Source organism: Pseudomonas sp. MS01C9, from assembly GCF_058202755.1.
Genome location: NZ_CM177073.1, coordinates 3,527,350 through 3,538,872, shown reverse-complemented (window position 1 = coordinate 3,538,872; position 11,523 = coordinate 3,527,350). Strand labels below are relative to the sequence as shown.

11 protein-coding genes are annotated in these 11,523 nt (G+C 61.7%); 5 read left to right on the top strand and 6 right to left on the bottom strand.

Annotated features, from left to right (window positions below):
* Positions 1-187 precede the first annotated feature (187 nt).
* Positions 188-1,333 (top strand): hypothetical protein, encoded by a 1,146-nt coding sequence (locus AC1M7R_RS16055; RefSeq protein WP_148049140.1) that lies wholly within the window; start codon positions 188-190, stop codon positions 1,331-1,333.
* A gap of 16 nt (positions 1,334-1,349) precedes the next feature.
* On the opposite strand, the gene AC1M7R_RS16050 is transcribed toward AC1M7R_RS16055, so the two are convergent.
* Both AC1M7R_RS16050 and AC1M7R_RS16045 read right to left on the bottom strand, forming a co-directional pair.
* A complete protein-coding gene (locus AC1M7R_RS16050) occupies positions 1,350-1,895 on the bottom strand; it encodes a DUF4256 domain-containing protein (RefSeq protein ID WP_072388222.1) in 546 nt (181 codons plus the stop codon).
* Positions 1,896-1,954: 59 nt separating this feature from the next.
* The gene (locus AC1M7R_RS16045) at positions 1,955-3,157 is read right to left on the bottom strand and encodes a hypothetical protein (protein WP_072388224.1); all 1,203 of its coding nucleotides are present in this window, start codon (positions 3,155-3,157) and stop codon (positions 1,955-1,957) included.
* A 149-nt stretch (positions 3,158-3,306) separates the two neighbouring features.
* Between AC1M7R_RS16045 and AC1M7R_RS16040 the strand changes: the two genes are divergently transcribed.
* Positions 3,307-3,711: a DUF488 domain-containing protein gene (locus AC1M7R_RS16040; RefSeq protein ID WP_072458669.1), complete on the top strand. Its 405-nt coding sequence runs from the start codon at positions 3,307-3,309 to the stop codon at positions 3,709-3,711.
* 81 nt (positions 3,712-3,792) lie between these two features.
* Here AC1M7R_RS16040 and AC1M7R_RS16035 read toward each other — a convergent pair whose 3' ends face one another.
* Positions 3,793-4,164 (bottom strand): PH domain-containing protein, encoded by a 372-nt coding sequence (locus AC1M7R_RS16035; protein ID WP_072388228.1) that lies wholly within the window; start codon positions 4,162-4,164, stop codon positions 3,793-3,795.
* A 175-nt stretch (positions 4,165-4,339) separates the two neighbouring features.
* On the opposite strand from AC1M7R_RS16035, the gene AC1M7R_RS16030 reads away from it, so the two are divergent.
* Together AC1M7R_RS16030 and AC1M7R_RS16025 are read left to right on the top strand one after the other, a co-directional pair.
* Positions 4,340-5,335 carry a TRAP transporter substrate-binding protein gene (locus AC1M7R_RS16030; RefSeq protein WP_443201150.1) on the top strand — a complete coding sequence of 332 codons (996 nt, stop codon included), beginning with the start codon at positions 4,340-4,342 and terminating at the stop codon, positions 5,333-5,335.
* A gap of 252 nt (positions 5,336-5,587) precedes the next feature.
* Positions 5,588-7,495, top strand: a complete 1,908-nt coding sequence (locus tag AC1M7R_RS16025; RefSeq protein ID WP_072388232.1) for an alkaline phosphatase D family protein — start codon at positions 5,588-5,590, stop codon at positions 7,493-7,495.
* Between the two features lie 184 nt (positions 7,496-7,679).
* On the opposite strand, the gene AC1M7R_RS16020 is transcribed toward AC1M7R_RS16025, so the two are convergent.
* Together AC1M7R_RS16020 and AC1M7R_RS16015 are read right to left on the bottom strand one after the other, a co-directional pair.
* Positions 7,680-8,414: a YiaD family glycine zipper/OmpA-like lipoprotein gene (locus AC1M7R_RS16020; RefSeq protein WP_072388234.1), complete on the bottom strand. Its 735-nt coding sequence runs from the start codon at positions 8,412-8,414 to the stop codon at positions 7,680-7,682.
* A gap of 142 nt (positions 8,415-8,556) precedes the next feature.
* Complete coding sequence (locus AC1M7R_RS16015) at positions 8,557-9,009, bottom strand: winged helix-turn-helix transcriptional regulator (protein WP_072458671.1); 453 nt, start codon at positions 9,007-9,009, stop codon at positions 8,557-8,559.
* 104 nt (positions 9,010-9,113) lie between these two features.
* On the opposite strand from AC1M7R_RS16015, the gene AC1M7R_RS16010 reads away from it, so the two are divergent.
* Complete coding sequence (locus tag AC1M7R_RS16010; protein WP_092180179.1) at positions 9,114-10,346, top strand: MFS transporter; 1,233 nt, start codon at positions 9,114-9,116, stop codon at positions 10,344-10,346.
* Here AC1M7R_RS16010 and AC1M7R_RS16005 read toward each other — a convergent pair.
* On the bottom strand, positions 10,312-11,487 hold the full coding sequence (locus tag AC1M7R_RS16005) for an aspartate aminotransferase family protein (RefSeq protein WP_072388743.1): 1,176 nt from the start codon (positions 11,485-11,487) through the stop codon (positions 10,312-10,314). The two genes, AC1M7R_RS16010 and AC1M7R_RS16005, sit on opposite strands and share 35 nt — an antisense overlap.
* Positions 11,488-11,523 lie beyond the last annotated feature (36 nt).

Below are 11,523 nucleotides of genomic sequence, written 5' to 3'. Positions count from 1 at the left end.
TTCATATCGTCCGTCGTCCATACGCTGCGTTCTCTTATCGTGCCTTTGCCAGGCCTGTGCCGAAAAAGCAGAGGCATCGCAAAGGCAATCGATGGATCGGTAAAAATCGTTATACCGATAGCGGCAGGTCAGGTGAAGACTTGAAGGCGTAGCGCAGGGACGACATTGTTTCCTCAAGGTCGTTTGCATGAAAAAAGGCCTTGCCGGGCAAGACCTTTTTTATGCAAACGACATCCGTGGTGAACATCGGACAGGACATGGCGGGAGGCGTCGAAGATTTGTTGTCGAAACGCAGCCCAGCAATATAGCATCGAGCCATCATTCGAAAGGACGCCTGAACCATGCACGGATCGCTACACGACTCCACACCCCCAACCGCTCCGGCGGTCCCATCGTGAGCGCCCTGGACTCCAGCACCATCGGGCAGTTGAGCACGTTCCTGATCATCTCGCTGTCCTTGCTTGCCGTCCTTGGAATCGCAAAGGCCTTGAGCAAAGCCAATCGGAAAACAAATCCCGACTCTCAGGTTTTCCTCTACGGCACCCTTGCGGTTTCATTGCTGATCATCGTCTCGGCAACGCTGATCTGGGACAAGAGTAATCTTCCCGCATGGCTCCAAGGTATCGGCAGTATCTACGCGATCATTGTGGCGATACTCGTCTCCCGGCACGAAAGTAGAAACTCCGAAGCGCGAAGCCGACAGGAGAGAGCCGACGACCACAGACGCGAAGCCCAGCGGCTGATCGAGGAGAAAGTAGAGGCCACCCGAGCCATCTACCAGATGGTGCTTCGGGCGTTCATGTGTTTTAGCTACGTACGTGAAAACGCCTATGACAAAAGCCTGACGTGCAAGGATATCGGCCCCCGCAAGGGGAAGCCGGAGCTCAAGATCAATGCCGGAAAAAAATGGATTTCGCTCGGGTTCAAGGCATCCGACATCCGGGTACAGCTCCGACAGCTTGAAGCGTTCACGCAGCAATTGGAAAAGATATCGCCCTTCGATCACAGAGACGCTGTCCTGGCCTTGCTGACGTCTGAGTTCTGTGCCTCGATCAAGGTATTGTTTGCCGATCTAGCGACGGGCTGGAACATCAAAAGCACGCTTGCGCCCCCCGATGCCAATGCCGATACAACGATCAAGTATCCACCTTGCGAAAGAAACGCCACCTACACCGAAACCGAGAAGCTCATTGGGCTGAGCGAGTTTCTCGCCCACGGCATATTCCACCTGTATTTGGACGAGCCGGAATGCAATCGCATCGAGGAGGTTTTTCTCCAGTGGGAGAAACGGGCAGATGAGATTTTTGCCAGCGGCGGTTCCACCACAGCCTGATGCAGAGGCCAATGAGCTATAGGCTCAACATCCCCCGGAACCCTCTCGCCGCGTAATACGACTGAACCCCGTTGTGGTAGATGAACACCCGTCCATAACGGCAGTCCCCGAATATCGCCCCACCCAGCGCACGTACTTCGGGGGGCGTCGCCAGCCAACTGGAGGTTTTCAAGTCAAACGCCTCCAGCGCCTGGAGTTCGCGGTACTGCTCCTCGGTCAATAGCGCCACGCCCATCTCGGTCGCCATGTCCAGGGCATTGCCCTGGGGCTTGTTTTCCTTGCGCGCATCCAGGGCCGCGCGATCGTAGCAGAGGCTTCGACGGCCGGTGGGGGTCTCCCTGGCGCAGTCGCAGAAGGTCACGCGCCCGGTGTGCGGGTCGTGGCCAATGACGTCGGGCTCGCCTCCGGTGGCTTCCATGGCGTGGAGGGTTTTCAACGCGGCGCGGTTGCCTTCGAGGCGGGCCAGGACGTCGGACCATTGAAGGCCAGGGTGGCGCTGGGGATTGCGTTCGAAGCGGGTCTTCAGGGTGTCGAGAAGGTCATTGTGTTCTTGTTTTTTCATGAGGCTAAAGTCCCAGGCTCTGTACGAGAAGCCTAGTGCGATGTTTGAGAAGCACCACACTAGAACAAGGCGCCACTGAACACCGGGGCATTATGGAACCGCGTATGGCCTGCCACTGCGTTCGTATACTGCTCGACCAGGTCGTATTCCCCCAGGTCCACCATTTCGATCGAATTGGGCACGGTGACCGACTTGGTCATGGGCTGGATGACCAGGCCCTTGACCACGGGTGGGCCCGGATTGATCAAGGCGTCGAGAATTTTCCTGACCATGGTGGTCTTGGCGAACACATCCGTGGTGGACGTGCTGGCCAGATTCCCGTTTGTGCCCAGCAGGCCGATCAGGCAGTAGAAAACCCAGCAGGGCGACATCTGCCAGCCGTACTGGGCTTCGTTCAGGGATGCATCCACGCTGCCTTTGCACTCGACGATGATGTACTCCTCAACCACGCCGCTGAGCAGATTGCGCTTGACCCAGATCTGGTCGATGCCGTTATTGCGCCCCGATGAAGCCTTGCCGATCTTCATCTGGTACTCATTGCCGAGCACGGTGATCAGAAGCTTGGCGGCGGCATATTCGCCACGGGTTTCACTGGCGAAATGGATGGCTTTGGAGTTTTCCAGGTTCTGGAAGTGGTTCTGGATCCGGTCGCCTGACTTGCGGTCATGCACCGAGAACTTATGGGAAATGCCTCCGTAGGCTTGCAACCAGTTGTACACCTTCGCCTGTGCGGCAGGATCCATGCCCAGCAGGTTCCAATAGTTCAGCGCGGTCGGGTCGGGCACAGGCTGGAACAGCGCGGCCCGGCGCTCGATGACCTGCTGGGCGGCAAAGGTCGAGACGGGATTGGTCGTTCCGAATACCTGCTCGACATCGGGGTGGTAATAACTGCCCTTGGTGAATTGCTTGTCCCGTGCGACCGCTTCCTTGATCTTCACGGCGTCCAGGGTGTCCAGCAGGACCAGCTGATCGGCCCTGTGGGGGTTGTTGTAGTCCGACGTGAGGCCATGCCGGTTGGTGATCTGGTTCAGTACGTGCCGCCACTCCTGGCCCAGGCTGTCCACTTTCGTGATACCCAGGCTGCCGATGGGCGTGAACGGATAGCTGCCTGTCGTCAGGGTCAGGGGCTTGGAATCGAACTCGGTATCGGAAGTGAAGAACAAGGTGGTTTTCTTGCCATCGCGCTTTTCCTTGGGCGCCAACTCCATGATCTTCACGTTCAATGGCTCGGTCAGGCTCGTGTAGTCATTCAATTGATTCATCGGTATCCCTCCCCGTCATCCCGGCGCGAATAATTCACTCTAGGCGGCGGAATTCGGGACGTCCAGGGATCGGAAAACAGTCCTTCAGGGGTGCGGCATTGCCTTGGAGGACCTATGCTGGCGCGTGTCCCTTTGACAGGCCGCCCGTCATGATCCAATGCAAACGCGCCTATGATGCCCCGGCTCCCGAGGACGGCAAACGCGTGCTGGTGGACCGCCTGTGGCCACGCAACTGCCGCAAGGATGAACTGCACCTCGATGAGTGGCTTGCGGACGTCGCGCCCACCCATCAATTGCGCAGGGCGTTCAAGGCTGGGGACCTTTCCTTTGCCCAGTTCAAGGCCGCGTATCGCCAGGAACTGAATGCCCGGCCGCAGCATTGGTGGGCGCTGGTGGACATCGCCCGCAGCGGCAATCTCACGCTGGTCCATGCCGCCAGGTCCACAGTGGAGAACAACGCCGTGGTGCTGGCCGAATGGCTGGAGGATGAGTTGGAGAAACGGGCAGAGATGAGCTCGCCGGCCTGTTATCTATCGGAGTTTCCCGGAGACTGAGACGCCCAGGCAGGGCGGCTGGGCTGGCGTCTTCGCGGGCGAGCCCGCTCCCACCGGGACGGATCCGGGAGAACAGTTTTTTCAGCCCAGGAGATGCTTGGAGATCAACCTGGATATCTCAACGATGCCGGTCTTGCCGGTGAATTCGAATTTCACCTTGCCCAGGGATGAAAAGTAGATCTCAAGCTCCGAGTCCAGGTCGAAGGTGCCGGACGTTTCGATCGAGTAGGCGACGATGTTCTTGTAAGGCAGGGAAGTGAAGTCTTTCTTGCTGCCGGTAATGCCTTGCACGTTCACCGCGATGATGCGTTTGTTGGTGAACACCACGCCGTCGCGCATGGACTTGTAGGCGTCGATGACCTGTTCGCCTTCCAGCAGCAGGGCCGTGACGCGTTCGGCGTATTCGTCGTTCTGCTTGAGCTTGAAGAAGCCTTTGTTATTGAAGTCGATCATGGGTTCGATCCTTGTGGGGTTGGAAAGCGTTCCAGGCTTCCTGGGCCGGTGCTGGCTGGATTCTGCTTCAGTCGACATCCGGATCACAAGGACATGCGTTTTTTCTCCTAGACTTGCCGTTGTCCCGGCTGCGGAATGAGCCCGGGCCGTCCATGAAAGCAGAGGGAACCTGGCAATGCTCAATGTTTTTTGGAAAACACTCGTCTTTGGCCTGGCTGTCGGTCTGTTGGGCACGGCCATGGCGGCTGACCCCATTGTGATCAAGTTTTCCCATGTGGTGGCCGAGCAGACGCCCAAGGGCCAGGGCGCGCTGATGTTCAAGAAACTGGTGGAAGAACGCTTGCCGGGCAGGGTGAAAGTCGAGGTGTACCCCAATTCCACGCTGTACGGCGATGACAAGGAAATGGAGGCGTTGCTCCTGGGGGAGGTGCAGATCATCGCCCGGTCCCTGGCCAAGTTCGAGCAGTACACCAAGTCGGTGCAGCTGTTCGACTTGCCATTCCTGTTTGACGACATCGCCGCCGTGGACCGTTTCCAGCAGAGCCCTGAAGGCCAGAAGCTGCTCAAGTCCATGGAAAAGAAGAACGTTACCGGCCTGGCCTATTGGCACAACGGCATGAAGCAGTTGTCGGCCAACAGGCCCCTGCGGGTGCCCGAGGATGCACGGGGACTGACGTTCCGGATACAGACCTCCGCCGTACTGGACGAACAGTTCAAGGCGGTAGGCGCCAAGGCCCAGCCGATGATTTTTTCGGTGGTGTACCAGGGGTTGCGTACCGGTCTGATCAACGGCACGGAAAACACCTATTCGAACTTCTACAACCAGAAGCTCAATGAAGTGCAGAAGTACGTCACCGAGTCCAACCATGGCATCCTCGACTACATGTTGATCACCACTTCGGACTTCTGGAACGACCTGCCGCCGGATATCCGCAGCGAACTGGACAGGATCGTGGTGGAGTCCACCGCTCATGCGAACAAGGAAGCGGAACGGTTCAACCAGCAGGACAGGCAGCGGGTCCTGGATGCCAAGACCACCGAGATCATCACCCTCACCCCACAGGAGCGCAGCGCCTGGCGTGACAGGATGAAGCCGGTGTGGACGAAGTTCGAAAAAGAGATCGGAGCGGACTTGATCAAGGCGGCCGAGGCGTCCAACACCACTCAGTGACGCGACCGGGCCACGACAGCGTCCTTGGGCGAGCCATCTGAAGAGAGGTTCCGCGCTCGGCGTGGGCAGGCCTCCCATGAGGCTTGGCGGCACCTGCCGCAAGCGGAACGCGGAGCGTACCTGGCAGTGGTCCCACGCGGCGCGTGGGCACGGTGGAGTCCGCGACATTTGCGCCAGGCTGGCCTCTCCCCAGTTTTGAGGCCCATTGCGTTATGATCCCCGCCTCCACCCGAACCTGAGCTCTACCCGCGAATGCTGCCGTCCAGTCCCGACACGTCCCCTGCCCTGCCTCCTGTCCTGGTCGGCCCGCTGCTGCGGCGGTTGGAACCCACGCGGCTGGTGATGTGGCTGGTGGGAACACGTCCGTTGGCATTGACGCTGCGTGTGGATGGCCTGGGCGACCTTGCGCTGGATGCATCGCGCTGCACGGTGGTGCCGGTGGGACAGCAAGCGTTCGTGCACCTGATCGATGTGCGCCTCCAAGCCCCCCTGCCCCAGGACGTGGCGATCGAATACGACCTGCTGGTGGATGGATCGCCCATCGCCGAATGGGCGCCGCATCTGCTGTACGGCCAGGCGCAATGCCCGAGTTTCGTGCTGCATTCGCGCATCGGGCAGCTGGTCCATGGCTCGTGCCGCAAACCGCATCATTACGCCAACGACGGCTTGCTGTGTGTCGACCGACTGTTGGAGCAGGCCCCGGAACAGCGGCCGGCGCTGTTGATGATGAGCGGCGACCAGGTCTACGCCGATGACGTCGCCGGGCCGATGTTGCGGGCCATTCATGCGCTGATCGAGCGCCTGGGACTGTTCGAGGAATGCCTGGACGGCGCGGTGGTGGAAGACAGCGCCAAGCTCTATCGACACCCGGCCAGCTATTACCATCGCGCCGATCTGCTGCCGGCGCTGGAGAGCAACGAAACCCTGCGCGAGCGGTTCTTCGGCGGCGCGCGCAAGCCGATCTTCACCAGCAGCAGCGCCGATAATCACCTGGTGACGTTCGCCGAAGTCATGGCGATGTATCTGCTGGTCTGGTCACCGGTGCCATGGACCCTGGTCGACCCGCAGCCACCGGAGCTGACCGCCGAACGGCGCCAGCGCTACGACCTGGAACAGCAACGCATCGATGGCTTCAAGGCCGGACTGGGCGGTGTGGCACGGGTGTTCGCACACCTGTCGTGCCTGATGATCTTCGACGATCACGACATCACCGACGACTGGAACCTGTCCGCACAATGGGAGGAAACGGCCTACGGCCATCCGTTCTCCAAGCGCATCATCGGCAACGCGCTGATCGCCTACCTTCTCTGCCAGGGCTGGGGCAACAACCCGGACGCGTTTGAGGAGGTGATCCGGCACACCGTGGCCCTGGGCGAGACCGCCCGGGACCGCTACCTCGACAGCGAGCCCCAGGACAAACTGATCGACAGGCTGCTGGGTTTCCAGCAGTGGCATTACGTGCTGCCCAGCAGCCCGGCCCTGGTGGTCCTCGACACCCGCACCCGCCGCTGGCGCAGCGAGCGCAACCTCAGGCACCCCTCGGGCTTGCTGGATTGGGAGGCCCTGAGCGAACTGCAGCAGGAGTTGCTGGACCATCCCTCGGCCATCATCGTCTCGCCGGCACCGATCTTCGGGGTGAAGCTGATCGAAACCGTGCAGCGGGTGTTCAGCTGGTGCGGCTATCCGCTGCTGGTGGACGCCGAGAACTGGATGGCCCATCGCGGGGCGGCCCAGGTGATCCTGAATATTTTCCGACACTCACGTACACCCGGTAACTACGTGGTGCTGTCGGGGGATGTGCATTATTCCTTCGTCTATGAAGTGCTGATTCCGCACCGCAAGGGCGGCCCGCGGATCTGGCAGGTCACCAGCAGCGGCATCAAGAATGAATTTCCGCCGAGGCTGCTGGAATGGTTCGACCGCCTGAACCGCTGGCTCTACTCGCCTCGCTCGCCCCTGAACTGGTTCACCCAGCGCCGACGCATGCGCATCATTCCCCACACCCCGGAACATGCCGAGGCCGGGGAGCGCTTGTGGAACTCGGCGGGGATTGGCCAGGTGTTCTTCAACGAACAGGGGCAACCGGCCCGGATCTACCAGCACAACGCCAACGGCGCACCGCCGACGCGGATGCTGACACCACAATCGCCTCCGGACTGAGGCTGGAAAGCGTCGCCTCCCGGTCCGCGTCGGCATCGGTGCCGTCGACAAATCCGCTTTCGCGGGCAAGACCGCGCCCACAGGTTGGGTGATGAGCACAGCTCGGGACCGGATGGAAACGAGACCATGAAAAAAACGGGGGGCCATGTTTGCATGGCCCCCCGTTTTCATCCACTGCCGGCAATCAAGGGTATTGCTGGTAAGTCTGCCCCTGCTGTTGCGGAGCCTGGTACTGCTGGCCAGGGATCGCCTTGAGGTTCACCTCGACGCGACGGTTCTGGGCACGGCCGTTGACGTCGGCGTTGCTGGCGACCGGGTTGTCCGGGCCGGCGCCACGGGCACTCAGGTTGGCACTGCTCACCCCTTGGGAAGTGAGGTAGGTGGCGACGCTTTGCGCACGACGCTGGGACAGGTCCATGTTGTGCTGGCGGCTACCGGTGCTGTCGGTATAGCCCACGATCTCGATCTGGTTCTGGTTGAACTCCTTGAGGGAGTTGGCCAGGTTATTCAGCGGCTGGTAGAAGCTGGGCGCGATGTTGGCCGAATCGGTGGCGAAGGTGATGTTGCCCGGCATGATCAACTTGATCTGGTCACCCTGGCGCTGCACTTCCACGCCGGTATTGGCCATGCTGGCCCGCAGTTTCTTTTCCTGCTGGTCGGCGTAGTACCCGTAGCCGGCGGCGGAAGCACCCACGACTGCGGCGCCGATCAGCGCCCCTTTGCCACGGTTATCGTGACCGATGGCTGCACCGGCCAAGGCACCGGCCAGGGCGCCGAGGCCGCCGTACTTGGCCGTCTTGCTCATCCCTGAGGACTCAGTGGAAGCCTGGCCCTGGTTGTCATAAGGATTAGGCGACGCGCAGCCGGACAACAGGGCCACGGCGGTAGCGACAACGATCAAGCGACGCGAGGTGAACATGGGGACAAGCTCCTGGTTTTTCAGTCTGATGTGCCAGGGCATGGGCAATCGACTCTGGCTGGCGTTGGAACGCGGCAAAGGTTGAAAATTCCGTGCAGTGGCGAAGGTTTACCAAGAACTTACAAATCGAAAGGGCCCCCCTTCAAGCCTTGGCCACGCGACGGCGATGGCAATCGCCCGCCTCGAGTTTCCTGCCATCGAGCGAACGAACCTCGAGCAACGCCACCGGCTCGTCCCGCTCATTGTCCAGCAGCACCGAGTACGTTTCCCCGGCCTTGAACAAATGTCGCTCACCCCACTGGCGCAGGGAAACCACGATGGGGAATACCTCGCGCCCCTTTTGCGTCAGTACATATTCCTTGTAGGCGCTGCCATCGGAGGCAGGCCTCGTCTCCAGCACCCCCACCTCCACCAGCGCCTTGAGGCGCGAAGCGAGGATGTTCTTCGCCAGCCCGAGGTTCTTCTGGAATTCACTGAACCTGCGCACGTCGTCGAATGCGTCGCGAACGATCAGCAGCGACCAGCGATCCCCAATGACCTCCACCGCCCGGGCCACCGGACACTCATGGCTGCCTGACCCTGTCTGCTGCGTCATCTGAATCACTCCCGCCGGAAAAACTGGTTGCAGATTAAAACCTGAACAGTTAGAAATCAAACAAGTGGTTTCAAATCAAAACCTGAATCTGCCAAGGAAGCACCATGACGTCACATGATTCCACCTTCCCCCAGTCGGACCGGACAACCGCTCCCGGGCTCACCCGGGGGCTGACGCTGCTGTTCTCCCTGGCCTGCGCCCTGGCCGTGGCGAATGTCTACTTCGTCCAGCCGTTGCTCGACTCCATCACCCAGGACCTGCGGATCGCCCCTGGCTTGGCCGGCACCGTGGTGACCGCTACCCAGGCCGGCTACGCCGTGGGCCTGGTGTTCATCGTTGCCTTGGGGGACCGGGTCAACCGCAAGCACTTGATGGTCTGCCAGACGCTGCTATCGGCCGTGGCGCTCGCTGTCGCCGGCTGCGCCAGGCAATGGCCGGTGCTGTTGGGTGCGATGGTCATGGTGGGGATGCTGGCGGTGCTGGTCCAGGTCATCGTCGCCTATGTCGCCGCCCTTGCCTCGCCGCAACAGCGCGGCCGGGCCGTGGGGTCGGTCACCAGCGGCGTGGTGGTGGGCATTCTGCTGGCCCGTCTGGTGTCGGGGGGCATTGCCGACCTGGCGGGATGGCGCACGGCGTATTTCGTTTCGGCGGGACTGATGCTGACCCTGTGCGTCGTGCTCGCCAGGGCGGTCCCGGCGATCAGCACACCCAGGCCCGACATGTCCTATGTGAGGTTGATCGGCTCGTTGTTCGCACTGCTCGTCACGGAGCGCACCCTGCGGACCCGGGGCCTGCTGGCCTTGTTGATCTTCGCCGCATTCAGTGTGTTATGGACCGCGATGGTGTTGCCTCTCAGCGCTGCGCCGCTGTCGTTGTCCCATACCCAGATCGGCCTGTTCGGCCTGGCCGGCGTGGCCGGTGCCCTGGCCGCCTCGAACGCCGGACGCTGGGCCGACCGGGGACTGAGCCGACGCACCACGGGCATTGCCCTGGCCTTGCTGACGCTGTCGTGGCTGCCCACGGCCTTCCTCCAGGTGTCATGGCTGGCATTGATTGCCGGGGTGATCATGCTGGATTTCGCCGTTCAGGCCGTGCACGTGACCAACCAGAGCCTCATCTTCGCCGCCCGCCCCGATGCACAGAGTCGCCTGGTGGGCGCGTACATGTGCTTCTACTCCCTCGGCAGCGCAGTGGGCGCCAGCGCCGCGACCCAGGTCTATGCCCAATGGGGCTGGGGCGCGGTCTGCCTGTTGGGCGCGCTGATCAGTGCGACGGCCCTCGCCTGGTGGGCCTGGACTGACCTCAGGCCTGCGCGAGCACCCGGCTCACGCCCCTGACGATCATTTCCACTTCCCGCTCGTCGACCGTCAACGGCGGCAGCAGGCGGATGACCTTGCCCCGGGTGACGTTGATCAGCAGGCCGTGGTCCCGGGCGGCGCAGAGGGCCAGGTCGCGGACCGGCTGCTTGAGTTCGATGCCGATCATCAGGCCCCGACCGCGAATCGCCAGCACGTTCGGGTTGTCCGCCAGTTCCGCCCGCAACCGGGTCAGCAACCGATCGCCCTGGACGCCGGCATTGTCCACCAGGCCTTGCTCTTCGATGATATCCAGCACCGTGCAACCAACCCGACAGGCCAGGGGGTTGCCACCAAAGGTACTGCCATGGCTGCCGGGGGTGAACAGTTCGGCCGCCTTGCCCCGGGCCAGGCAGGCTCCGATGGGCACTCCATTGCCCAGGCCCTTTGCGAGGGTCATGACGTCCGGCACGATGCCCTCGTGCTGGAACGCGAACCACTGGCCGGTACGGCCGATGCCCGTCTGGATCTCATCGAGCATCAACAACCAGGCCCGGCGGCTGCACAACTGCCGCAACGCCTTGAGGTAGCCCGGCGGCGCGAGCTGCACACCGCTTTCGCCCTGGATCGGCTCCACCAGTATCGCGACGATGCGTTCGCCGTGGGCTTGCTGGAGTGTTTCCAGGGCCTGTAGATCACCGAACGGCACCTTGATGAAATCCCCCGGCAAGCGGTTGAAACCCAACCGTACCGCCGGCCCATCGCTGGCGGACAGCGTGCCTAGCGTGCGCCCATGGAAAGCGTTCTCCATGACCACCACCAGCGGCTGCTCGATGCCTTTGTGCCAGCCATACAGGCGCGCCAGTTTCAACGCGGTTTCGTTGGCCTCGGCCCCCGAGTTGTTGAAAAACACCCGCTCCAGGCCGGAGAGCTGCGTGAGCCTGAGCGCCAGCCGCTGCTGCCAGTCGATGCTGTACAGGTTGGAGGTGTGCAGCAGCAGGCCGGCCTGCTCGCTGATGGCAGCCACCAGCCGGGGATGGGAGTGCCCGACATTGGTCACCGCCACGCCGGCCACGGCGTCGAGGTACTCGCGACCGTCCTGGTCCCACAGGCGCGTACCCAACCCGTGGGAAAAATTCAGCGCCAGGGGTTGGTAGGTGCTCATCAGGCAGTCGGCAGTCATGACATCGGGCTCCATCAGGGTGGTTTTTTCCAGTAT